The organism is Candidatus Alkanophaga liquidiphilum, assembly GCF_053996935.1.
Genome location: NZ_JBMXYC010000022.1, coordinates 16,729 through 41,543, shown reverse-complemented (window position 1 = coordinate 41,543; position 24,815 = coordinate 16,729). Strand labels below are relative to the sequence as shown.

The 24,815-nt window shown below is 54.7% G+C and carries 14 protein-coding genes; 1 reads left to right on the top strand and 13 read right to left on the bottom strand.

Going from position 1 to position 24,815, the window contains the following annotated elements; all coding sequences use genetic code 11:
- Nucleotides 1-230: 230 nt before the first annotated feature.
- From ACXJJA_RS02915 to ACXJJA_RS02860, 12 genes are all read right to left on the bottom strand, one after another.
- Nucleotides 231-1,118 (bottom strand): nucleotide-binding protein, encoded by an 888-nt coding sequence (locus ACXJJA_RS02915; protein ID WP_456486729.1) that lies wholly within the window; start codon nt 1,116-1,118, stop codon nt 231-233.
- Nucleotides 1,119-1,122: 4 nt separating this feature from the next.
- Entirely contained in the window at nt 1,123-1,890 is a 768-nt protein-coding gene (locus ACXJJA_RS02910) for an ABC transporter ATP-binding protein (protein ID WP_456486728.1), read from the bottom strand.
- 29 nt (nt 1,891-1,919) lie between these two features.
- Nucleotides 1,920-3,053 (bottom strand): FecCD family ABC transporter permease, encoded by a 1,134-nt coding sequence (locus ACXJJA_RS02905; RefSeq protein WP_456486727.1) that lies wholly within the window; start codon nt 3,051-3,053, stop codon nt 1,920-1,922.
- Nucleotides 3,040-3,906 carry a cohesin domain-containing protein gene (locus tag ACXJJA_RS02900; protein WP_456486726.1) on the bottom strand — a complete coding sequence of 289 codons (867 nt, stop codon included), beginning with the start codon at nt 3,904-3,906 and terminating at the stop codon, nt 3,040-3,042. Before ACXJJA_RS02900 ends, ACXJJA_RS02905 begins: the two co-directional genes overlap by 14 nt.
- Before the next feature lie 10 nt (nt 3,907-3,916).
- On the bottom strand, nt 3,917-5,098 hold the full coding sequence (locus ACXJJA_RS02895) for a cohesin domain-containing protein (protein WP_456486725.1): 1,182 nt from the start codon (nt 5,096-5,098) through the stop codon (nt 3,917-3,919).
- 114 nt (nt 5,099-5,212) lie between these two features.
- Nucleotides 5,213-6,436 carry an ABC transporter substrate-binding protein gene (locus ACXJJA_RS02890; protein ID WP_456486724.1) on the bottom strand — a complete coding sequence of 408 codons (1,224 nt, stop codon included), beginning with the start codon at nt 6,434-6,436 and terminating at the stop codon, nt 5,213-5,215.
- Between the two features lie 68 nt (nt 6,437-6,504).
- Nucleotides 6,505-10,218, bottom strand: a complete 3,714-nt coding sequence (bchH, locus tag ACXJJA_RS02885; protein WP_456486731.1) for a magnesium chelatase subunit H — start codon at nt 10,216-10,218, stop codon at nt 6,505-6,507.
- 217 nt (nt 10,219-10,435) lie between these two features.
- The gene (locus ACXJJA_RS02880) at nt 10,436-11,386 is read right to left on the bottom strand and encodes a nucleoside recognition domain-containing protein (RefSeq protein ID WP_456486723.1); all 951 of its coding nucleotides are present in this window, start codon (nt 11,384-11,386) and stop codon (nt 10,436-10,438) included.
- A 6-nt stretch (nt 11,387-11,392) separates the two neighbouring features.
- Nucleotides 11,393-13,645, bottom strand: a complete 2,253-nt coding sequence (locus tag ACXJJA_RS02875; protein ID WP_456486722.1) for a hypothetical protein — start codon at nt 13,643-13,645, stop codon at nt 11,393-11,395.
- Between the two features lie 4 nt (nt 13,646-13,649).
- Nucleotides 13,650-17,441 (bottom strand): cobaltochelatase subunit CobN, encoded by a 3,792-nt coding sequence (cobN, locus tag ACXJJA_RS02870; protein WP_456486721.1) that lies wholly within the window; start codon nt 17,439-17,441, stop codon nt 13,650-13,652.
- A gap of 59 nt (nt 17,442-17,500) precedes the next feature.
- A complete protein-coding gene (locus tag ACXJJA_RS02865; protein ID WP_456486720.1) occupies nt 17,501-17,686 on the bottom strand; it encodes a DUF3795 domain-containing protein in 186 nt (61 codons plus the stop codon).
- 28 nt (nt 17,687-17,714) lie between these two features.
- Complete coding sequence (locus tag ACXJJA_RS02860; RefSeq protein ID WP_456486719.1) at nt 17,715-19,052, bottom strand: ABC transporter substrate-binding protein; 1,338 nt, start codon at nt 19,050-19,052, stop codon at nt 17,715-17,717.
- Nucleotides 19,053-19,139: 87 nt separating this feature from the next.
- On the opposite strand from ACXJJA_RS02860, the gene ACXJJA_RS02855 reads away from it, so the two are divergent.
- Entirely contained in the window at nt 19,140-20,108 is a 969-nt protein-coding gene (locus ACXJJA_RS02855) for a nucleoside recognition domain-containing protein (protein ID WP_456486718.1), read from the top strand.
- A 145-nt stretch (nt 20,109-20,253) separates the two neighbouring features.
- On the opposite strand, the gene ACXJJA_RS02850 is transcribed toward ACXJJA_RS02855, so the two are convergent.
- Nucleotides 20,254-24,741 carry a PDDEXK-like endonuclease domain-containing protein gene (locus tag ACXJJA_RS02850; protein WP_456486717.1) on the bottom strand — a complete coding sequence of 1,496 codons (4,488 nt, stop codon included), beginning with the start codon at nt 24,739-24,741 and terminating at the stop codon, nt 20,254-20,256.
- Nucleotides 24,742-24,815 lie beyond the last annotated feature (74 nt).

Sequence of the window (24,815 nt, the reverse complement as noted above, 5' to 3'; positions counted from 1 at the left end):
TGGGCCGGCCCTCTGAGCCTGTGGAGAGGGAGCTTCTACTCCACGTCACCGCTTCTTCGGTGATCGTGGGGCAAGTCTCCTCGACGAAGCAGGAACCTCCCTTCGCTGGATGCCCCTTCAGTGAGGGGAGGAGGTCACGTTCTGGGAAGTGGTCAGGAACATGTGCCCGGACTATGAAAAGGGCATGAATAAACTAAGTGAGATCTTGCGCCGTCGGTGATTATAACTCCTTATCGCTTATCCTCGGTCTTGAGCCTCCTTCTCATCCTCAATCGCACTTCCGCCCGTAGCTCCGAAAGTCGCTCCTCGCTCAACGGCGTCGGCACCGCCCGCTTCTCGTTGCCAAGCAGCCGCTCTGCAAGGCGTCTGAACGTAGCCGCTATTTCCGACGCCGGAAACATCTCGACGACGGTTTTCCCTTCGACCTCAGCCTCTGCGAAGAGCTTGTTGTTTGGTATTTCACAAAGGATGTGCGAGCCGATGGCGGCGGCGAAGCGTTCAACGATGTCCGGCGCATCCAGCGGGCCACGGGCGTTGTAGATGATGCCGCCGAGCGGCGAGCCGCCCCTTGCTGCAAACTCGCAGACGCCTTTACAAATGTTATTTGCCGCATAAATGGCAAGATAATCGGCGCTTGTCACCACACAGACCTCGTCGGCAAGTCCTAGGCGGAGCGGCATCGCAAAACCGCCGCAAACCACATCGCCAAGAACGTCATAAATCACAATGTCCGGCTTTAACTCGCCGAAGACGTCCAGTTTTTTAAGCAGGTCGATGGCTACGATTATGCCACGCCCCGCACATCCATACCCGGGCTTCGGACCGCCGGCTTCGACGCAAAACACGCCGTTGTAGCCCTTGAACACCACGTCGCTTAGCCTAATGCCTCTGCTTGCCACGATCTCCTCTATACTCCTTTTTTCCATCCCCTTCGCCCTTAGAACGTCAAGGACGGTCGGTATTTCTTTGCCGTGCCGGAGGTTTGCGGTGCAGTCGTGCTTCGGGTCACAACCGACCACAAGCACTCGCTTGCCCGCTTCGGAAAGAGCGGCGGCGACGTTAGTCGCCACAGTTGACTTCCCGACTCCGCCCTTGCCGTAAAATGCCACTTGCTTCATCCTCCTAAACAGGTTTGAGCGGCAATATGAAAGGTTTTCCTGAAATCTTGGAGACGACGGCATCCACGCCGTAGACCTTGTTGATGTTCTTGGGTATGAGCACGTCTGTCGGCTTCCCAGCCGCAAATATGCGTCCGGCGTTCAGCATCACTATCTTGTCGGCGAAGCGAGCCGCTAGATTCAAGTCGTGAATCGCCATCACAACAACAAGCCCCCTCTCGGCGGCAAGCGTCTTGAGAAGTTCCATGACTTCGAGCTGGTGCCGCACGTCGAGATTGGACGTCGGCTCGTCCAGCAGGAGAACCTCCGGCTCCTGCGCCAATGCTCTCGCTATCAGAACTTTCTGCTGCTGCCCCCCGCTGAGTTCGGTGAAGTCTCGCATCGCAAGACCCTCAATGCGAAGCGCCTCCAGCACCTCAAGGACCTTCTTGATGTCGTCAGCGCTGCAACGCCAGCTGAGGTGCGGGCGACGCCCCATGAGCACGACGTCGAAGACCGTCGTCGGGAAGACCATGGGCGAGTTCTGCGGCACGTAACCCATGCACCTCGCGACCTCAAGCATGCTCATCTTGGAAACGTCGGCGCCGTCGAGGAGGACGGCGCCACGCTGCGGCTTCAAAATCCTGTTTATGCAGCGGAGGAGCGTGCTCTTCCCGGCGCCGTTCGGACCGACGATGCCGAGCACCTCCGATGCCTCGACCTCAATGCTAACGTCGTTGAGCGCCGGGATGCTCCCGTAGCTGAAAGTCACGCCCTTAACCCTCAGCTTCATGCGCCCAGTTTTTGCATCGCATCCGCTAGTCACCAATACTCACGCCTCCTCCGCAGTATCAGGTAGAGGAACAGTGGAACACCCATGAAGGACGTGACGATACCTACGGGCAGAATCTCCGGCGCGAGGACCGTGCGGGCGGCGGTGTCGCATGCTAAGAGCAGCGCGGCGCCGAAGAGCGATGAAGCGGGTAGGAGAAAGCGGTGGTCACCTCCGATGATCATCCTCACGATGTGCGGCGCCACGAGCCCGACGAAGCCTATCGTGCCGATGAAGCAGACCGCGCCCGCTGTCAGGAGCGATGCGAAGAGCATGGAAGTCAATCTGACGCGTCTAGCGTCTACGCCGAGGCTCTTCGCGGTCTCGTCGCCGAGCATCAATACGTTCAGGTCCCAAGCCCTGAGCACTAAGTAGGGGATGCAGGCTGCCGCGATGAGCGAGGTGACGCCGAGCTTCAACCACGTCGCCCTGGTGAGGTCGCCGAACATCCAAAATAAAGCCTCTTGGACAGCGTGCGCCTCCCCGACGTATTGAAGAAATGATGTCATCCCCGACCAGAGGTACATGAAAGCGATGCCCGCGAGAATCATCGTCTCAGGCGTTGCGCCCTTCCGCCGAGAGAGCCCGTAAATCAAAAGGGCGTCAAGTACCGCGAACACGAAGGCGTTGCCGGCGATGACCCAGATCGTGCTGCGAGTAAGGCTCACGCCGAGGATTATTGCGAGCGCCGCACCGAAGCCCGCCGCTGACGATATGCCGATCGTGAACGGCGACGCCAAGGGGTTTCTGAGGATTGCCTGCATGACCGTGCCTGCGAGCGCGAGGACGGCGCCGACGACAAGCGCCATGAAGACTCGCGGGAGCCGAATGTCGCAAACTATCTTTTCGTATTTGCTCGGAATGTTGAAATCGGGAGCAAAGTGGAGGTCAATACGACCTAGGAATAAACTTTCGACAGCAGCTTCCACTTTTTTAAGCGTCGCCTCGACGACCGCGGCATACGCCTGCTTGATCGTGATGTTCGCAGAGCCGATGGTGACCGCCACACCAACCAGAACGAGAATTAGAAGTAACGTTCCTGAGATGAAAGCAAACTTCTTGCCCACAAGCCGCTCGTAAAGCTCCCGCACTCGGCTCTCCGCCGCGACCTCAACGCCGCCCATGCATGCCCCTCCACACCACTACGACCGTAAACGCAAACACCAGTGCCGACAACTCGAAACCCGTCGGCGTCGCCTCCGTCGTCGGCAGCTTCGGTGTGGGCGTTAGCGGCGGCGGTGTTGCAGTTGCAAGTGGCGTGCGCATCGCCGTCGCCGTCGGCGTCGGCATTAACGGCGGCGTCGGCGTTGGCATTGGCGATGGCGCCGTCGGTGTCGGCGTCGGCGTCATCGTCGGCGTTGGTGTCGGCGTTGGTGTCGGCGTCGGCGTCATCGTCGGCGTCGCCGTCGCTTCTTCCTCCTCATCTTCTTCCTCCTCTTCGGGCGCAGCGGCTTTTATCCTAAACGTCGCAGGTTCGCCTTCGACTTCGACGAGCTCGCCGGAGGCGCTGCCCCACTCGATGCTGCGCCCCCTAAACACGCCCTCGGTTATGAGCGTCAGAGCGCACTCGTCACCGGGCTCGCCGACGGCACGGAGCCGCAGCCTTGCGACGACCGCCTCCTCCGGTCCGCTTTCCTCGAACGTGTAGCCTACAAGGTAAACGGTGCCGTTCTCCTCGTCGATGTTGGCAAGCGCGAAAGTCTCCTCAAACAAAAGGTCAGAGACTTCCTCGACGCTGACGACGTCCGGGTCGTGCTCGATAGCCATGCTGTAGGCACCGAGTCCCGGCGACGGAAAGTCCTCAACCCTGACGTCAACGACGACACTCTCCCCCTCGGCTACAATGATCTCTGAAGGCACCAAGTGGACTTTTGCGGCTGTGGCGGTAGCAATTCCGAGAAAAAAAATGAGCAGTAGGGACAAAGCCATCATACTGCCCCTACTAACGCTCTTAGCTCTGCAGCCGCTTTTTGCCATGCGTCCTCACCTAAGCTCTCCGGACGAACGTCCACGATGCCCAGTCCTCAGCAACCATGTCATCGCATGTTATTTGGAAAATCCATGTATAGGAGCCTGGTGGGAGTTGCGGGAGTCTGAATGCGAAGAGCCGCACCGTGACGTCAAGCCCTGCGGGTAGCGTTGTCGTCCTGTTTATGAGGGTGATTTCCGAAAGCCAAGGCGTCATCAACTTTACTACAACATTAACCTCCCTCTCGCCGCTTGGGTTCCGAACGGCGACAAAGACTTTTTGCACGTTACCTGCTGTGTAAATGGCCTTGTCCGTCCATATTGAAACGTTAATTGGTAGCGCAAGCACCGTTACAGAGGAGTCGCCATCAGCAGCCTGCATCGCTGTGCCCTCGGCGTCGGAAAGCTCACGCACCGTGAGGTTCAGCATACAAGACCCGGCTGCTAGAGCTTTTATCCTCAGCGACGCAACCGTCGCATCCCTCGGACCCGTGTCGTTTGCGATGAAGTCGTTGAAAATGACGCTGCCTGCGGTGATGTTCACCGCCGCAGGCTCCCCAAAGGGCTCCTCACCGCTAAGAACTTCTTCGACGCTGACGACCGCTGGATCATAGGCGATCTCGACAGAATAGGCGCCGAGACCAGGTTCCGGCACGTCGTGAACTGTGACGTTCAGCGTTGCGGTTTCCCCCTCGTAAAGGGTAACGCTTGACGGCTCAAGCGCAACGGTCGGCGCCATTATCCCGAAGACGCCGTCGTGCTCCGTCGCCGTGACGAGCGTTCCAGAGGCGTCTGCGATTTCGAGCGGTGTCACGTCAAGCACGCTTTCGTCACCAGCATCGCCGACAGCTCGCAGCCCCAATTTGACAACGCACACGCTCTCCGGACCCTCTTCCGCCGCTATGTAATCGTTGAATCGAATTTCACCGGCATCATTGTCTATGTTCACGGCAGCAGGCGTCCCGAAGGGAGAATCGCCGGGATACACCTCCTCGATGCTCACGACACCGGGGTCAAAGCTCATGAGCAGCGAATACGCACCGAGTCCCGGCGGTGGCACGTTTTCTATAGTGACGTTCACATACGCAAAGCCGCCACGCTCCACGGTCACCGACTCTACGCTAACATCTGCCGCCATTACGGTTGCGGATAGCAGGAACGCCGCCATGAAAAATACCACCATTCCTATTTTCTTATTCATCATTCCTCACCTCCTACTTATGGCATATCCATATTCCATGCTGACGTATAAAGTTGTATGAGTTAAAAAATTAATGTTACATACTTTGTGTGTTACATCGTTGGCGGCATTACGTCACGCCTCCACCGGGAACTCTTCGATGAGCCCAACGATGAACTTCGCGACGAGCATCGCATCGGTGATCGTGACGCGCTCATCGCCGCTGACGTCCGCCACCACCTCATCTATCTCGTCATCGCCGAGGAGCCCCACGTCGTATTTTGCTATCCACTGCGCATCGCGTATTGAGACGACGTCGTCTATGTTCGCATCGCCGAACAGCAGCGGATATGTGTGGACGCCGAGATAACCCAAGTTGTGGAACTTTTCGAGATACTCTTTATGCCACTGCCGAGGTTTCAGGCTCGTCGCCGTTTCGGGATGGAACCACTTCGCAAGCTGGGCGACGCCGGCGAAATAGCTTGGACTGAGCAGCATGTCGAACGTGATAACGTAGATTCCGTCATTGACTACAGCCGAAACGGTCTCCAGCTCCGACCTTGCGGCGATCTCATCCTTGAACTCCTTTAGCGCGAAAGGGTCGTCGGAGCCGTAGCCACCTGGCATGTGCCACCATGAAACCTTGACGAAAACCTCCGGGTCCTGATCGACGACCCATTCCGGGTCGAGCCACGCCCCAGCGTGCCCCCCTTCGCCCACGATGTCGGCGGCTACGTTCTCCCCGCCTGCCCACTCCACGCAGACCGCCCAGCCGCTGTTGTTCGTCGTGTAATACTGCCCGTAAGGTCCGCCCTCGATAAAGACCTTAGGACGTTCATCCTCTGGAATTCCGGAAACCACGCTTTCTATCGCCTCCATCTTCTCCTCTGCAAAGCGTACGTACTCCTGTGCGGCGCCTTCGTATTCGGACCCCAAGCGGCTTGCAAGCTCCTCGATTTCGTCGAGGAGCGTCTGCGGCTCGTAGAAGTCGTAACGCCAGACCTCGATGCCGAGGGGCGTGAGGCTCTCCTCAAGGTATTGAGCGGCCCACGTGTATTCGACGACAACATCCGGCTCCAGCTCGATGATCCTCTCAACATCAGGATGGTGGAACGAGCCGACCTGCGGCATGCCCGCAAGTTCGGGGAAGAAAGCGTCCCTACCGTACCCGAGGACCGTACTGCTTATTCCCACAATCTTGTCTTCGGCTCCGAGGAGGCGAAGCACCTCCGCGGCTTGCGGCGTCAGCACCACGACCCGCTCCGGCTGAGCGGCGCACGACGCAACCGTGAACAGAGCCATGAACAGAACCGCCACCATCACCGCCAACCCGATACCGACACGCATACCTCCACTCATGCTACCACCACGATAATGCTACCGCTCTGATGACATTTAAGACTTGCTAATAAAAATGAGCCACATGTTCATACCACATCTTCGAGGCGTCCTTCGATTTCGAGGTACGCCTCCCTCAACCTCTTCAACTCCGCCTCCGACGCTTTCCAGTAGCCCCGCCTCGCCGCCTCTAGGAGGCGTTCGATGACCTCCGCAGCTGCCCATTTGTTGTTCTCTGCGAGCCGCCTCCGCATCTTATCATCGAAGACGAAACGGCAGGCAACCTCGCTGAACACCCAGCTCTCGACCCCGCCGGTCGTGGCGGCGAGCCCCAGCAAATACTCGACGCGGTCCGCGATTTTCTGTGCGCCGTGGAAGTCGTGTTTCAGCATCTCGTCGATCCATTTCGGGTTCAGCAGCCTCGCCCTGACGCTCCGTTTTACGGCTTTTGAAACCTCCTCCGTCTTCAGAACCTCTTTCGTGGTGTCCGTGATCAGCATCTCCGGCTTCCTCCCGCTGACGGTCTCCACAGCCTTCGACAAGCCGCCGAAGAACTCGTAATAGTGGTCTAAGTCGGTTATCTCGTAGTCATGAGAGTCTCTGATCTGCGAGACGAGCTCGACGGTGGAGAGCAGCTTTCTGTAGAGGGCGTCAACCTTCTCGGCGTGCACGTTCTCCGCATAAACATGGTTCATCGAGCTGATGTAAGCCTCTGCGAGCTGCTTTTCCTCTTCCCAGCTCGAAGCCTCAATAAGCGTCGTCACCTTCGTCCCATACTCGCCGGCGTCCGGACCAAAGACCCTCGCAGAGGCAAGCCTCCAAAAACGCTCCTCAGATATTTCTTCACCCTCAGGAAACAACTCCTTCAACACTTCTCTAGCTTCTAGAGCGTGCTTTCTCACGAAATTCTTGTCAAGAGGTTCGTCGAGAGACGCAACAAGCTCGAACGCCCTGCTCAAAAGCTGAAGGACGTTCGGGAACATGTCTCTGAAGAAGCCGCAGATGTTAACAAGCACGTCGATCCTCGGGCGGCGAAGCGCCTCCAGCGGGACGGCCTCAAGCTCGACGCTCCAAGCCCCTCTTCGCTTCAGCCTCACGCCGAGGTAGTGCAGGATTTGACCGATGGTCTCCCCGCCGGTCTTCGTCGTCTCAAAGCCCCAGAGAACGACGCCCACGCTCTCAGGATACCCCTCATGCTTTTCCAAGAAGCGTCTTATCGTGTTCTCCGCAATCTCGGCGCCTCGCTCGCAGGCGGTCTGCGTCGGTATCAGATTTGGGTCGAACTGATAGATATTGCGGCCGGTTGGTAGCGCCTCCGGATTCCGAAGCACGTCCCCGCCCGGTCCTGGCTCGACAAACTCGCAATTCAGGGCTCTAACAACATTATCCAATTCTGCGTCGTTCTTTTGAAACTTCCTCGCAACAGAAAGCCCGAATTCGAGCGTCCTCCTCAGCTCCGCCCTCAGCGGTCTTGAAACGCCACCTCTCTTCACAACCCTACCTACCCCTTCGGAAAGGAGCGTCTTTACAAGCTCTTCCGCCTCCTTCTCAATTTCATCAAGAGTCCTAACATGCTTGCCGGGGCGTTTGAGAAGCTCATCGTAATTCAGCCCTTTATTTTCCGCAAGTATTCTGTTCAGCGATTTCAAGCCGCCTCTATCGTAACGAAGGAGAAGCCGGACGAAGTCCACAAGCTCCTCCTCGGAGTACCTCTCGCCGAGAACGTGCAAGCCTTTGGGGATGATACTTCGCTTCATCTCAATAAGTTCGTCATGAATTTCATCGACGCTTCTCCCGTCTAAGTGAAGATTCTCGGCTTTCTCCATGATTTTACGGCGGAGCGTCTCCACCCTCCTCGGGTCTTGAACGCTCGCCTCGTGAAACTCGTTGATCAGGTCTTCGAGCTCGAGGAGGTCGCCGTAGAGGTCGGAAGTCGTGTACGGTGGCGAGTTGTAGCTCACAAGCGTGGCGTAGCTGCGACGCCTCGCAATCGAACCTTCGGAAGTGTTCAGCACGTGATAAATGTAAACGTGCGGGAGGTTCCCGATCAGGACGTCCGGGAAACATTTCGAGCTCAGCCCCACCTCCTTACCCTTTTGGAATTCGAGCGTGCCGTGCGTCCCGACGTGGATGACCGCATCCGCCTCTCTCTGCAGGTATTTGTAGAATGCGATGTACTGATGATGTGGCGGGAGCTTCTTGTCGTGGTAAGCCTTCTCAGGGTTCTCGTGAACGCCTCTTGATGGCTGGAGGCAGACGAAGACGTTCCCCAGCCAGATCCCGGGGATGAGAATGCAACCGCCCTCAACCATCACGTTCCCCGGCGGAAGTCCCCAGCTCTCGATGACGTCCCGTCTCAACTCTTCAGGCAGCTCCTCAAACCACCTGCAATATTCTTGAAGCTCGATGCTCGGGCAGTTCTTTAGCGTCTTCCTCGCATCCAGCCACCTCCCGGAATTAACGACCGCAAAGACCTCAAAAAGCTCTTTTAAGCTCTCTGGATTTTCGACGACATAACCTTCCGCTTTCAGCCTTTCTAAGAGCCTTTTCACGCTCTCAAAGGTGTCCAAGTAAGCGGCGCTCCCGATGTTCGCCTCCCCCGGGGGATAATCGTAAAGAACTATTGCGAGACGCTTCTCCTCGTTCCTCTTCGTTTTCAGCGAAATCCAGTTTCCGACCCTCGCAACGACCCTCTCAATTCGACCTTCAATGGGAAGCGTGTCCTTCACGACGACGCCCTCAAACTCCTCGCTTTTCAGCCCACAGCAGGGAATGGGCTCGACGCAGCCGTCAAGCTCCGGCCAGACCACCGCACATATAATTTCGATCGGAGAGAGCCCGGTCGGCGACAGCTCCCAGCTCGAAACCTCTCTCATGTACATCGGAGCTGGGCAAAAGACAGGCACACCGAGCTCTTTCAGGAGCGCGAGCGTAGGTCTCGGGTCTCCGCCGAGCGGGCCGCCGTTGAGCCTGAACCAGAGGAGGCTGATAACAGCGTCGACGGCAGGCTTTCCGTGTTTGAAGAAGAACCGCCGAATGCCCTCTAACGTCTTCGTCGTGCTTTCGACATAAATCGGCGTGACGCTAACGCCGAGATTCTCTAAACGCTCCACAAGGGCTTTAAGTGGCGGGACGCACTGGTCGAAGTGCATGCCGCCGTAAATCAGCACGCCGACGCTCGGCTTTTCCTCGTTCGGCAAAGGCTCCCCAAGAAAGCCGAGCTTTGGGTGATAGACTCCGATTTCGTGCCTCTCCTTCGGCTCCTTAGGCTCTGGAAGCTTGTAGCCCAAATACCTCAAGAGGGTAATAAACATGTTTCGGTAGTTCTCCTCGCCGCCGTATGAGTAGTATTTCAGGGTTTTCACGTAGTTTCTTGCGTCCCTGAGCGAGCTTATCGGAAGTCTTCCGGCAATTTCGATGATACTCTGGATCCTCCTCGCTCTTTTGTAAAGTTCCTCGGTGCTCAGCCGAGAGCTCTCCTCGAACTTTTCAGAGAACTTCTCCATGGTGAAGGAGCCGAGCCTCGTAAGAGACATCAGCCTCGGCGAGCCGATGAGCGTGACCACGACGTTATTTTTTCCCTTTAATGCCCGATGAAGAACCTCTTCAACCTTTCCCCCTCCTCTGACGTCTATTAAGACCGCAGAGGCTTCTTTTAACTTCCTTTCGAACTCTTTAAGCTCCACCCACTCTTCGTTCACTTCATGTGGGTAGTAAACTCGCAATTCCGGCTTGTTCCCCACCCTTATGCTCCGATAAGCCGTGATCAACGGCTTCGTGGACGCCAGCGTCGAGATGACCACTATCAAGACGCCTCACCTATGGGCTGATGGCGCACCATTTAGCATGGTAGTAATACTTTGGCGCTATATATTTTATTTGGGTAACATGAAGCGCTGGAGTTCCGCGTGGATGTTATGATCGATGCGATGGACGCCTTTCCCAGCTTTGGTCGTTACTGGCGCATCGTTTAAGTGGGCTGTGAAGCACAGCCGCCAAGCTGAGAGGAGCAAAACAAATTCACCAGAGCAGCATGAGTGCCGCGATCAAAACGAGAGTGATCCCATCTCTTATCGCCGTTGAGACCGTCATCAGCTCCAGACCCTCTCTCGGACCGAAAATGCTGACGTAGTGCGGCGCAAAAAAGCGTAAGGCGGTCGTGATGCTCGCAAGCACGTTTCCGAAGAGCAGGGTTATGACGACGTCCCTTACGGAGAGTCTCCCGGCGGCGAGAAGTCCGCTGGCGACCGTGCACGCCGCAGTATGATGTCCGAGGTGTGCGGCGATCACGCCCAATGCGTCCGGCGGCACCGGAAGCAGCGACGTCACGCCACTGAGCAGCGAAGAAAGGGCGTCAAATGCTCCAACTTCTATCAAAAGGCATACGACAAACATTGTCGGCACGGTGATGGCTACTATCCTTTTCATCACCGGCTTAGAAGAGTGTAAGCTCTTGTGGAAAGCCTCTGGAAGCGTCGGACGCTTTGCCCCAGTTCTTGCATCGGATTTCGGCGATGCGCCGCTGCCTTCGAGCACGAATCTGCCGACGAGCATGAGCAACGTCGTTTTCAGGAGCCCGACGAGCATGAGCATCCCGAAATAAATGACGCCGGCAATGCCGAGCAGCGGCACAACTATCGGAAGGAGATAACGCCAGTGCATGACGACTGCCGGAAAGGAATTTATCATGGCGGCGATGAATAGCTCTCTCTTCTCGATAAAGCCTTTTTCGTAGTAGTCCGCAAGCATAGCATTGGCAGCAGTCGGCGAAATGAAAGCGAGGAGGAAGCTTACGCCACACTCCTCTCTGAGATGCGAAAAATTCGTTATCGGCTTCGCGAGCCACGAAAGCTTTTCTACGACGCCTAACGCTACGATAAACTCCGCAAGAATGACGCCTACGAGCATGAACGGCAGAGTCTTCAATAAGAGTTTTGATGCGAGGATTGAGGAGCCAAGAAGCACGGACATGCCCGCTTAACGGAGGCGGCGCCGCAGCACGAACGCCGCCGTCAAAGCTACCACTACGAGCAAGTTCGATGCCGGCACCCTTGGGAAGCCGCTGAGCGGCGAGCTTTCGTTGCTGACGTTCCCACTGCCGGCTCCAGCGGCGAGCGGCGGCTGCGTTTCACTCTCAAAAGTCTCCTCAGACAGTTCTTCCCCAGCGCCTACCTCGCTTACGCTCTCGTTCGTGCTTGCAGGCGTGCTTTTTGCCTCGCTCTTTTTGGTGGCGAGGAGCGTCACGTTCTTGTAGTCCTGCACCCTTCCGGCGACGTCTACCGTCAGCTTGTAAACTCCGGGCTGGAGTTTTGAGGTGTTAAAACTAACGCGTAACCGGCTATTTTCAACGAAAGCTGTCATTTCGAGGCGAAAGCTGCTGTTAGAGAGGATAAACCTCGCAAGCTCACCGTCCCTGACGTTCGTTTCTGCCTGAACCTCTAAAAGCTCGCCAACTGAGACGCTTTTCGGAGCGTGAAGTTCGACTTCTGGACTTCTGACGACGAGCGTTGCCTCTTTGAAGAGGTCATCGCTGCCCGCCGCCGTGAGCGCATCCTCAAGGATTTCGAGCCGCTGCTCTAAGCTTTTGGAGGCGTCGCCAACGTCCCAGCGCCTGCCCTCAATTGCGTTCGTGACGCCGTCCCTGCCGGCGTGCACCGCCACAATATAATACCTGCCAGCGTCGAGCGTCCCGGCATCCTCCTCAAAACTCCCTCGCACCACAGGCGTAGCGTGCGCAACGCCGCTTTCCGGGAAGACAATTTTGCCTCTGCGGTCGAATATTATGATGAAGATGCGGCTCGTGCCGGTGGCGTTGCCCTTGATGATGACATCGTCGCCTTCTGCAACCTCGCTCGGCACCTCAAGCTCAAGGCTCGGCAGGCGGAGCAGAAGCGACGCACGCGCGTCCACGCCCTCTTCAGACTGCCAGTCATCGCTCACCCGCTCGCCCTCAGAGAACGTCAGTGGCTCGTAGACCACGAAGAACTCAAGCTTCTGCCGCCCCTCGCTCTCGCCGGTCGTGTCCCAGCTCCACTCGAAGCTCCGCTTGCCCTCGGAAACGCTCAGTCGCACGCAGTCCTCAAAACGCTCATCCACCAGAATAATAACGTATTCGCCATAGTTCGCGGTGCCGTTGACCGTGATGACGTCACCGACGGTCGCCTCCGCAGGAACATTTACGAAAAGCTCCCCCTCAATGATTTCCACGTATTTCGTCCTACGAATCCCGCTCACGCTCACCTCCACTCTATATCTACCAAGCTCTGCGTCTTCGGTAGGGATTCGTAGCTTTTTCTTCCCGTCCTCGTCGAGCGTGACGACGCCTTCGTAGAGGTTGAGCATTCCTGATGTGATGGAGACGGCGGCGGCACGCTCGAAGAACGAGCTTCTGATGATGATTTCGAGGTCTTCTCCACGCACGACCTCCGCAGGCACCTCAAGCTCCAGATGCACGAGCTTGACCTCCACGCTCACGTCATCGTCGGCGTCGGTGGCGCAATCCTCCAAGATGATTTTGTATTCCCCATCCTCCATTTTTAGGAGGACAGTATCAAGGACGAGCTCGCCGTCGACTGTGAAGTTGATGCCCGCAACTTCAGCCTGACCCTTGGCGAATCCCCGGAAGTTACGTTCCTCATATTCGATTAAGATTTCGTAAACGTCAACCCCTTCCTCGTTTGTTATCGAGAAACCGTCGTCGTCCTCGATGGTGAGCTTGAAAACGCCACACTCCTTGTCGTTCTTCTTGAGGCGTAGCGTGAAGCGTTCGCCTTCCTGCACCCGCTCCTTCTCAAGCTCGATACTAAAGGAGTGGCGCTCAACGCCGAACCAGCCGCCGACGCTCTCGTCTGCCTCTTCCACAACCTTGAAAAAGTAGCCGGTTTTCATGCCGCTCGTGTCCCAAGGCTCGCCAGCTCTCACCTCGTAGTCCTTACAACCGGACTTTGCATCGCCGTCGTGCTCGTAGGGTCCTGAAACTATGACGTCCACGAAGTCGCCGCTCTCGCTCACGAAATAGATTTCTTCGCCCTCATAAACCACAAGCTTCTTGCTCTCATCATCGGGACAGCCGGGCAGCGCCCCCGCAAACCAGAGATAACCGCCTTCAGCCGTGAAGTTCCGCTCCACGACGCTGGCTTCCGCAACGGAGACGAATAAAAACAGAAAAAATGCCAATAAAATGGTTAGAAGCAGCTGCCACCGCACCGCTGCCTCCCGCATGAATTTCACCAGCCTACTGAGTTTCCTCTCTCGTTTCCAGAAGCTCTCTTACCTTATGTAGCTTCTCGCCCCAGCTCTCAACGTCGTCCGCCGTGAGCACATCTATTGAGCTGCCCTGTAGTGGCGCTGCCACATCGCCCATCCGCTCTTCCAGTAGCCCTTCCGTCTCAAGATACGCCGCCCTGAGTCCTTTCAGCACTTCAGGGTCGGGCTTCCAGAGATTTCGGGCGGCAGCTTCGACGAGGCGACGCTCGATTTCTTCGAGCGCATATGGGTTGTTCTCCTCGAAGAAGTGGCGCATCTCCTCATCGAGCACGAAGGTTTTCGCAATCTCGTCGAAAATCCAGTCGCCAACTTCTCTCGTGGTCGCCTGCCAGCCGAAGACGCGTCCGATGCGTTTCGAGATGTCGCCGGCGCCCTTGTAGCCGTGCCGCTTCATACCCTCGACCCACTTCGGGTTCAGGAGTTTCGTGCGCACCACTCTACTAACTTCCTCGGCGAGCGTTCGCACCTCGACGGCGCTTGCGTCCCTCGTGTCGCCGTAGTATGGTTTTACGTCCCTACCGGAGATGGTGCGAGCCGCTGCCGTGAGCCCGCCGTGCGTTGAGAAGTAGCAACAGCACCCCAGTAGGTCATACTCGTCGGTTGTGGTCTTGTTAAACGTCATCTCGACGCTTTTAAGCTGCGAAACTAGGTGTTCATGCGCCTCCTTACCGAAGATGTCTTTGCCGTAGGCGTAGCCATTCCAGTAAACGAAAATCTCTGCAAGATCCCGCTCCTCCTTCCACGCAGAAGCGTAGACGGCAAGGTTTACGCCCGCGCCATAGGTGCCAGGCTTGCTTGAAAATATGCGAAGTGTGGCATCCCGCCAGCTCGTCCCTTCCCTAAACTTTTCAATGGCGTGCTTCCGCACGTAATTCAACTCCAAGGGCTCGTTCAGTGACGCAACCTCGTGGAACGCCTCGTCCAAAAGCTCGATGACGTTCGGGAAGTTGTCACGGGTAATTCCACTGACACGGACGGTCACGTCGATTCTTGGGCGGCGAAGCTCCTCCAGCGGGATGAGCCTGAAGCCCCGCACCTTGCCACTCTCCCAGAGCGGCTCCACACCTATCAAATAAAGAATCTGCGAGAGTTGTTCGCCATCGCTCCACATGATATCGCTACACATCCAATACATGGCGACGTTCTCCGGATATTTACCCTCGTCTCTCAAATACCGCTCAAGGAGCTTCTCCGCAAGCTTCTTCCCGACTTCCCATGCCGCTTTCGTCGGTATTCTTTCAGGGTCGAGCGAGAAGAAATTACGACCGGTCGGCAGCACCTCCGGCTTTTTCGTTACCAGTCCCGAAGGTCCCGGTTCGACATAGCCACCCTCAAAACCCCTCAGCAAGCTCCCTAACTCGTCAGAAGAGTCAATCCTTGAAGAAACGTCCGAAATTTTCTTGACCATACGACGAAGCTCCTCCACAACTTCACGCTGCGAGTTGCTGTCGAGAGCGTTAAAACTCAACTCCTCAAAAATCTCAGCCGCCGTCTGCCCGCTCAAAGCGGCTTCAACGACACGCCTTGAAAGCTCGTCCGCTTCCGCAAGAAGCCTAACGCCACCCTCGGCGCTCTCACCCCTAAGCCGTAGAGCTTTCAATGCAAACGCCCTCAGCTCCTGCCTCAGCACGCCTCTCACAAACTCGATTTTCTTATCCCCCTTTGGAATTTCGCCGAAAACGTGCATGCCATCAGGAATTTGCGTGTTATATATTTGCGTGATGAGTTTGTGAGCACGCTCTAAAAGCTCTTCGAAGTTCTGGACGCCCTCAATCTCTTTGACCTTGCGAGCAGCTTCCCAGATTTGGTGTTGTAACTCATGTGCCCTCGCCCCTTCAGCCTTCTTGTATTCCGAAATGAGGGCTTCAAGCTCCTTAAGCTCGCCGTAGAGTCCGCTTTCGGTCATGACGGTCTGCATGTGGTCGACGAGCGTGGCGTAGCTGCGACGCTTCGCGATCGTGCCCTCAGGTGGGTTATCCGAGTTGTAAATGTAGAGGTGTGGCACGTCACCGATCGCAATGTCCGGGAAGCAAGAGCCCGAAAGCGCAACGCCCTTCCCCGGCAAGAACTCAAGGTTCCCGTGTGTCCCTACGTGGATGATGGCGTCGACGCCGAAAACCTTGTCGAGCCACATGTAAGTCGCAAGATACTGGTGTGGCGGCGGAACACTCGGGTCATGCAAAATCTTGCAGACCTGCCCGTCACAGCGGGCGCCGGCGCATCCTCGCTTCGGCTGCACCAACACGACAACGTTCCCGTAACTCACGCCCGTGACGAGGATGCGACGCTCGTGAATCATCGAGGCAGGGACGCCGTCCCGCTCCTCACCTGGCGGCTCACCCCATGCCCCCACAACTCGCCTCTGAGCGTCCTCAGGCAACGTTCTAAACCACGCCTCATATTCGTCGGCGCTCACGAATGCAAGAACGCCGCCACGCCGCACTATCTCTTCGGTGGTCGTCCACCGGAACTCACTGATTGCCTTGCGATTCATTATCGTTTCTATCAGTTCCTTTCCATCCTTCGGCGGGTTTTCGACCTTATATCCAGCCTCTTTAAGCTTGTTTATGATGCGGGCAACGCTCTCCAGCGAGTCAAGGTGGGAGGCGGAGCCGACGGTCGCCTCAACGCTCGCGCACGGATTGTTGTGCAGGATGAACGCCAATTTACGCTCGGAAGGCGGCTTTTGCTGCAATTCCAACCAACGCCTCACACGCCGCACGATTTTGCGAACTCGCTCCTCGACGGGCGTCGCACGCTCCACGAGCGTGTCCGCGATGCCTTCATGCTCCGCCTTCGTGACGCCCACAAGTATCGGCTCGACCACGCCCTCAAGCTCAGGCAACGCTATCGTAAACGCCATGATGCTGCCGCCGACGCCCTGACCGGACGAACGCCACTCGTTTTCAGTCATGTGGTATGCGATGTGCGGGTGGAATACCGGAACGTTCAATCTTTTCAAAAGCTCGACGGCACGCTCCGCCGAAGTTTTGCGGTCACGCCAGTCGCCACCGAGCGGTGTCCACTGCAGATTCACGAGCGCGTCTATCCTCGGACGGTCGTCGTCCATGAAAAAGTCCTTTATGATTTCGAGGTTCGTGCGGGCGCCATGTTCCGCCGCGCTGCTGTAAGAGAACGCCGCTATGACGTTCAAACCCTCAGCCTCAAAGCTCCTAATTAAAGCGTTCTCAACCTCGAGATTTCCGGTGACCCAGTAGTTTCGGTAAAATAGGATGCCAACGGTCGGCGCCTTTTTGAGATGTCCCGCGTGCTCATACCACCGCAAATACTCCTCGACATTGTTAAACGCCGAAGATGCGTCAGGATGGTAAATCCCATCCCACGGAAGCTCTGCTGGCGGTGAGAACTCGCAAGCGACGCCGAGAACCTCGCTTGCAAGGAATTTTAAAAGATTTTTGAGGTTTTCAACGCCGCCAAACGCAAAATACTGATTTGCGACGAGCGTGACCTTCGTGCCGACATTCGAGAGCAGCCACTTCGAGGGTTCGCCGCCCACCGCCACTATTGGCTTCTCCAGCCCCGCAAGCCCTTTCTCCAGCAGCTCCCAGCAACGCAAGCTCTCCATTGGATAAACGAGGATCAAGTCAGTATTTTTCAGCGAGCGTAAGCATTCCTCTAACCGCCCCTCCTCGACCTCCACGAGATTCCAGACCTCAACGTCGAAAGGCAACGAACGCGCAGCCTCGACGAGCGGAGATACGCAGCTGCCCCACACCGCCGCTGCTACTCTTGGTAGCATCTTCAAGCCTCCTCGCTTCTGACCCCACTTTTGAACTCTTTCATCATGTTAAGGAACCTCTAGCTAAAGGGCATGCCGTGCTCGCAGTGCGTCCCGCAGGGGAAGTCGGCGCACCGCAAGCAGAAATCCACGCCCTTTCTCGCAGCGCACTCCAAGACCGGACACGACGTCCCAAACTTCTCCTTGATGTGGCTAAGACGCCCCGCAGGCATCTTTAAGTGCGCAAACGTCGCACGCTGCTCCACACGCCGCCGCCGGCATTCTCTCCACCTGTCATGCCTCCACTGGGAACTCTGAGATAAGCCCGACGATGAACTTCGCGACGAGCATCGCATCCGTGACCGTCGCACGCCCGTCACCATTGACGTCAGCTGCCGCAACGTCGATTGCGCCGTCATCCACGAGCCCGACGTCGTATTTCGCGATCCATTGCGCATCCCTGATCGAAACCACGTCGTCTATGTTCGCATCGCCGAAAAGAAGCGGATATGTGAAAACGCCGGAGTAGCCCAGGTTATGGAACCTTTCCAGATACTCTTTGTGCCACGAGCGCGGTTTGATTCCAGCTGCCGCCGCCTCCTCGGGGTAGAACCACGTCGTGAGATACGCCACGCCGACAGGATACGCAGGTCCCACGTAGATGTCAGCAGAGAGCATGTAAACACGCCCCTCTTGCACCGCTGCGACCTCATCCCAACCCGGACGCCCCATCATGGTCTCTCGATACTCCTTCATCGGCGTCGGATCCTCCTCGTCGTAACCGTTCGAAGCTCTGCTGTCGCTGAGTGCTTTCACAATTACATCAGGATTCTCATCCACCACAAACTCAGGGTCAATTTCCGGGTAGTCATCAGTGATGCCCTCTTCAACAACGATGTTCCTACCACCTGCTAGCGTTAACATCTCATGCCCGCCAGAGCCGAGCCCGCATGCTTTGTAATCCGTGTACATCTCGAAATAGACGCGTACACGCTCCTCATCCGGAATTCCGGACACAACGCTCTCTATTTCATCCATTTTCGCCGCATACCACTCTACAAGCTCCGCAGCCTCGTCCTCACGCTCAAGAATCAGCCCCAGCTTCTCGACCTCCTCACTCATGTTTGACGGCTTGTAGAAGTCTAAACGCACGACCTTGATGCCGGTGCCTTCGAGGTGCTCGTCGAGCTTGTCCGGCGTCGGCCACTTCACGTATGCGATGACGATGTCCGGCTCCAGCTCGATGATTGTCTCAACGTCGGGCGAAAAGCAGGAACCCACGTTCGGTAGCTGGCTCAGCTCCGGGAAGAAGACTTCATCCTGCACGACGTATTTCGAGACGCCTACGACCTTGTCAGCGGCGCCTATTGCCCTTATCACTTCTGCAGCATCCGTGGTGAGCGTCACTATTCTCTCAACCGGCTCCTCTATGACGATTGTGTTGCCAGCAGAGTCCACGATGGTGATGGGGTATTCAGTCGCAGCCGCTGGCGTCGCCGCAATGAGAACAGCAAGCGCTACGAAGCTCAGAGCGAGCGCTTTTGCCATACTACGGCGTCGCAGCCTTGCCTTCCACCAACAGCCATGAAGTCCGTGATGCATCGTGTTATTTTTAGTTACCAATTTCTCCATATGGTCACCTCCAGTAGCATTATTACAGGCAAGATGCATAAATAATTTGCGATGTGAGTCATAAGTTAGGAAGGTGAAAAATTAATCATGCTTGGCGGCGTAGCGTTCTACTTGAAGGTCGTGGCGCTCACGGCGCTCGGCGTCACGCTCGCAAACATCATCGTGGAGACCGGCACCACAAGGAAACTCTTCTTCGCAGTAGAGCCGCTGCGCCGCCTCTCAAAGCTGCCGGAGGGCTGTGCCGTCTCGCTACTCACGTGCTTCTTCAGCCCCACCGCCGGGAAGTCCATGCTCGCCGGTTTCTACCAGCGTGGTGAGGCTTCGGAGGCGGAAACCATCGTAACTGTCCTGATGAGCACGTTCCCGACAGTGCTTGGCGAGACGCTGCTCAGAGTTCAAGCGCCGCTCGCCATAGTCATTCTTGGACCCATTATCGGCACGCTCTACATCGCCCTCACGCTGTTCTCCGCTTTTATACAGGCGGCTTGGGGATTAGCCATCAGCAGAAGGCTCGCCGCTGGCGAAAAGGGTGAGAATCGCTGGAGAACGCGCAAAAGCGGTGGAGATGATGCTCATATTGAGCCTGTCTACTCCGGCAGAGCGTCCTTTAAGGATGCTGTGATGCGAGGTGTCAAAAGCTCCGGAAACATTCTTAAAAGGATAATTCCAGCGATGCTCGTGGCGTTGCTCGTCATGGACGTGCTCACGGCGTTCGGCATCATGAATCTCATCGCTGCCGCCTTCGAGCCGCTCCTCCGCCTCTTAAGCCTGCCCGGCGAGTGCGTTGCCGCCCTCGTTGCGCAGTTCGCACATTTCTCCGCAGGATACGCTACTGTCTCCTTCCTCCTCGAAAATCACACCATAACGTATAAGCAGGCGCTGATAACTCTGCTCCTCGGCAGCATGATTGTCATCACGATGATTTACGTCAAGTTCTCCTTCGCCATGTATGTCTCGCTGTTCGGCAGGTTCGGCGTGAAAATCGCAACTGTCGCCTTCTCCTCCAGCATGCTTGCTAAGGTCATCACCATCTTTCTGGTCGTTCTGCTGCCGTAAGTTAACGCCCGAGCGACAATTTGACATTGAGTTAATTAGCTACTAGAAAGAAAGCCAATACCTGTATAAAACACTCCCAAACAAAGCTGAACGTATGAGACGCCTATTTGACAATAATAAATCATAGAGGTGCTTTTGATGTCTTTTATACTGAAGGTAAAGGGTTGCTTGGGGTAATGCCCTTTTCACGAAGCTTAAGCAGTATAGGCTTCATAGCTGCATCTGGGTCGCTGTAAAAATCGCTTCCCCAAATTCTGCAGATCGTCCAGCCCATCCTTTCAAGCTGCCTTTGCCTGATTTGATCTGCCCACCACTTCTCTGGGGGGTGCCACCTGTCGCCGTCACACTCTATGCCGAGTCGTGAATTGGTGCCTTCCACAACTAAGTCTATGCGATAGTGACCAATTTTAACCTGCGGGGTGACACGATACCCTCGGCGCGTCAACCAGCGATAAACCGCCTCCTCAAAAGGAGATTCAAATTTTCCTCCCCTTTTATACTCCTCGAATTTCTTCCTCTCCATCCCAGGTGGTATCTTGCTCTGAATATAATAGAGCAGCTGATATCGCAGATCCTCGGGCTTTAGTTCATCGAGCCTTACAGAATGAAAAAGGATTAGTTTGTCTTTAGCCCGACTAACAGCTACATTGAAGCGCTGTCTATATCGCTTGTCGTCATAGGCCAAAGTGGTCGATCTTTTCTCATCGCTAGCTCCGACTACCATTGAAAGCAAGATTATATCCCGTTCGTCGCCTTGAAAGGTATAGGGATCGCCTACACGGAACTTGTGCTTCTCTTGCTGTTCGGGCGTAATATACTCATCGATTATGTTAAAGATGTAGCGTGCTTGTTCATTGCCAAGGAGAGAAATTACTCCTATGGTTTTGTCTTCGTATCGTGGGTCGTTTACAATTTGTCGAATCCTTTCGCATATCGCCCTTGCTTCCGGTTTGTTGATGTTCAATCTGCCTTCACGATATCCTCCCTCGACGAAGACGCTCTCTAAAACGGGCTCCAAGCGCTCCTCGGGCGGTGGATTGCGCAAGGGGAGGATTTCATCACGGTAGCAAAGCCTGTTACAGAACTCAATAATTTCAGGGACGCAGCGGAAGTGTTCCTTCAGCATCAGCACGCCCTGTCCACTGAATACTATCTCGGCTAAATCATATAAACTTGTCTCCGGGCTGAAATAATCCCAGTTGGGGATATCATTTAAATGCGCTTTGATGAGTCTTTGGGCTTCATTGAGAAGGATGCCAACAGCTTGTGGGCTGATTTGTTCAGGGTCGCCGACAATGATGACCTTCTTGCCTCTGGCTATCGCAAGCAAGGCTCGTATGTCACACTGGCTCGCCTCGTCTATGATGACAACGTCAAAGATGCCGAATTCCGAAGGCGTCGTCTCAGATACTCTGTATAGAGGCATGATCCATGCAGGTACCGCGTCCTTTGCCTGCCGCATTTCCTTTTGAACCAACTTCTCTCTCTGCCATGTGTATTTCCCTCTACCCTTGCCAAGCTTTCTAACTGCAAGGCGCCACCTCTTCAACGCCATTAATTGGGCTTCAGTCAAGTTTTCTATTAAGCTGAGCTTCACTTTTACAAACACAAGCTCTTCTTTTGTCTTCCTCACATCACTTATAAGTCTGTTTTGCTCATCCTCTAACTGGGAAATCGTTTTGATCTTATTGGAGACATCTTGAACATATTTCCTCAGTGCCTTAAACCACCAAGACCTCTGCCAATAAGGGGGACAGAGTTCGTCCTCGGGAACACCCGGCTCCTTCCATTTGCTTGCCCATGACGGAGCCTGTTTTGCCAGTTTATTGAGTAACTTGTTGAATCGTTCGTATTCGGACCTCAAAGAATCTAAGTCCTTCACCTGCCGGTAAGCCTTTTCCCACCTTTCGATGCTCGTCCTGTCGTTGTTTTTGAGACACTCGATCAGTTCCCATACTATCGGATGTGGTTTGCCCTTGGAGGCAATTCTTTGCAAGTTATTCATTAACCTCTTCCGCAGCGCTTCTGAGCGTTGGAGGCTTTTTGCCTCCTTTTTGAGCTTTAAGGCTCCGTATATTCTTTCAAAATTAGCCTCGGTAAGAACTTCGTCCACACCTATGAGCAAGGAGCTTAGAATCCGTCGGGTCTTTGGTAGGCAGACCGTTTCATAGTGAAGGGGTGCCTTCGATTTTTCGATCAGGGACAGCAGTTCTCTGGCGTCCTGCTCCAATATTTCGTCTTCAGGCAACTGTGGAGCATTTATACTTCGAGCGAAGTTATTCCACCGGGGTTTAAGCTCTTTAATAGCGGTTAAAAGTTGAATGTAGTTTAAAATGTCCTCCCATTCCTTCATTGTTCCGGGAACTTTGCCGTTTATGAGCACCGAGTTCAAAGCCCGCCTCTTCCGCATATCAAAAAATCCAAAAGGCTTCTTCCCGCTTTTTAAACGGTCCACAGCTTGGACGACATAAGCCTCTAACTCCTCCAAGCTAAAATCCTCCGGCAAAGCGATGCTTTGAAGCAGGTCTCGAGCTTGGTAGAGCTTCTTCAGCTTCTCAACCTCTATACTGAGGTTTTTGATAGCCTGTTTAATCTTATCCGCTTCGATGGACCCTTCTTTCAACCTCGCCAGCAGTAGGCGCTGCCAGCTCTCGCTAATCCGCTGGTAGTAACTTTTTAATCTTTCCAATGCTTTAAGCGAGGCCTCCAGAGCCTTTTCACTCTCGCTTTTGAACAGAAGTCCCGGAATGCACTGTTGTATGGCATTATTGATTTGAATACTTCTCTGAAAGTCCTCCGTAATTTTTTGAAACTCTGCTCCAGTGACCAAGTCTTCCGCCTTCGGCAAATCGTAGGAAAGCTCGTCTAGATGACTATAAAGGCGTCTCCGTAACGTTTTGAGTTCTTCAATTTCTTCTTCGGAAAGAGGGGGCTTCGCTATTATATGAACAAATTCTCTTTTGCCGGAGCATTCGACTTTAACCTTATACTTCGGCGAGTCCTTAAGCCAGGTATGTCTTCCCTCTTCCTCCTTTACCCTCTTGATGACCTCAGCAAGCAAAAGTTCCTCATCGTCGAACTTGACGTACCTGAACTGGGCGGAGGATAACTCCTTTATTTTCCTTTCAATGGTAGTCAATCTTTCACGGAGCTTATCAAGCTTGCTTTCAAGCTCCTCCATCTCCTTCCGAAGCGCGTCAGGCTGTGATGAGGAAACAATTTCTGTAATGGTGGCGACCGCTCTCTCTAATCTTTCTCGGCCGTCACGAACATTGCTTAACACGCTCATACAGAGCGGTCTTAGCTTTTCAGGGAGCATGTCGTGAAGCACGGTGAGGGCTTGATCCTTCTGACTGGTGACCAGCACCCGCTTGCCTTTAGCCATGAAGTGACAAATCAAATTGGCTATGGTATGGCTCTTCCCGGTTCCTGGAGGCCCCCAGACGACGACACCATCGTAGCGCTCAATACGGTCAAGGATTTGGATTTGCTCATAGTTTGCGGGCTTGGGGAACAGTATTTGTTTATCCAAGACCACCTTCCATTCGTCAAACTCCTTCCCCTCATCTCGCCGAGGCTTCTTTTCTGGCTCACGGACAAATGACAGGAGCGCTCCCGGCGGCTTAACCGCCTTCCCCCCTTTCCTAAGCTTGTCACGAAAAGATTCTATATCCCGCATTATGGCGTCCTGGCGGCGTTTGCGCAGGAAAAGGACCCAGCAATTGACGATACGCAATTTGTTGTTAGGGATTAGGTTGTCAACCTCGGAGAGCTCAATGAATTCTCCATCCGGAGCCAATCTCCCTGCTATTTCTCTCAAAATAGGGAAGCAAAAGTCGAGGGGATACGTAGATCCCTGAGACGTAGCTTCCTCCGTTGCTCGGAGGGCATTTACGAACCGCCCTCGAACATCAGACAAATCAGGCAACCCAGTGTCTATTAATACGTCAAGCTCCAGCTTGGGTTCTGCGTCATCTTCCGGGAATATGTGGATCACACCCTCGCTGGCACGGTATTCAATAACCATGCGCTGCGTTACCAGCGGATACTTGATCATATACTTATTGCCTTTCCAGAGGAGGAGACCATGCCCCCATATAAGTTCAAGCTGCTCATCATACTTTAACCGCTCGTTAACTTTAAACAACTTGTCAAACAGAGCTTGCACTTTCTTCTTAATTCTAGCTTTTTTCGCCCATTGTTCCCATTTCTCAAGATACTTTCTAAATGCATTCTCCCTAGATTTATTTTCATGAAAGCTAACCACCTTCTGATTTTTTCCTTCTGTGATGAGTTGCCGTTCAATTATCTGTGGCTCCTTATCCGGACTATTAGAAACTTCAACCCAGCCTTCAAGGATTTTGGGGATTTTAGGAGGGTTTGGTATGTTTTGACGATGGATTGAGAGCCAGAACAAATCATCCCCCGAAGCTGTAAATAGAAAAACACCGGGGGCATCGGGCAACTCGTTTTGGAAGAGAATAAAATCCTCCTGATGCTCTTCAACCGTTCGAAACACTCTAAGACCGAGCCTAACGACTTCTTGAAGATAATCAAAAAGGGCTTTAGCCCTATCTTCTAACTGCTGGCCCATCGAGGTTAAACCTCCGCATCTTAGATCGCCCAGCCCCAAGCTGCAAAGGGCGGAAGGACATTTGAGGAAGTTGCATAAATAACTTACGAACATCTCTCAGCTACATCGAGAGG

Bases quoted from the DNA above. Each gene is read 5' to 3' on its own strand.
- ACXJJA_RS02855 (WP_456486718.1), top strand. From the start codon at position 19,140: ATGCTTGGCGGCGTAGCGTTCTACTTGAAGGTCGTGGCGCTCACGGCG.
- ACXJJA_RS02895 (WP_456486725.1), bottom strand. From the start codon at position 5,098: ATGAATAAGAAAATAGGAATGGTGGTATTTTTCATGGCGGCGTTCCTG.
- ACXJJA_RS02910 (WP_456486728.1), bottom strand. From the start codon at position 1,890: ATGAAGCTGAGGGTTAAGGGCGTGACTTTCAGCTACGGGAGCATCCCG.
- ACXJJA_RS02905 (WP_456486727.1), bottom strand. From the start codon at position 3,053: ATGGGCGGCGTTGAGGTCGCGGCGGAGAGCCGAGTGCGGGAGCTTTAC.
- ACXJJA_RS02860 (WP_456486719.1), bottom strand. From the start codon at position 19,052: ATGGAGAAATTGGTAACTAAAAATAACACGATGCATCACGGACTTCAT.
- ACXJJA_RS02890 (WP_456486724.1), bottom strand. From the start codon at position 6,436: ATGAGTGGAGGTATGCGTGTCGGTATCGGGTTGGCGGTGATGGTGGCG.
- cobN (WP_456486721.1), bottom strand. From the start codon at position 17,441: ATGCTACCAAGAGTAGCAGCGGCGGTGTGGGGCAGCTGCGTATCTCCG.
- ACXJJA_RS02915 (WP_456486729.1), bottom strand. From the start codon at position 1,118: ATGAAGCAAGTGGCATTTTACGGCAAGGGCGGAGTCGGGAAGTCAACT.
- ACXJJA_RS02900 (WP_456486726.1), bottom strand. From the start codon at position 3,906: ATGGCAAAAAGCGGCTGCAGAGCTAAGAGCGTTAGTAGGGGCAGTATG.
- ACXJJA_RS02880 (WP_456486723.1), bottom strand. From the start codon at position 11,386: ATGTCCGTGCTTCTTGGCTCCTCAATCCTCGCATCAAAACTCTTATTG.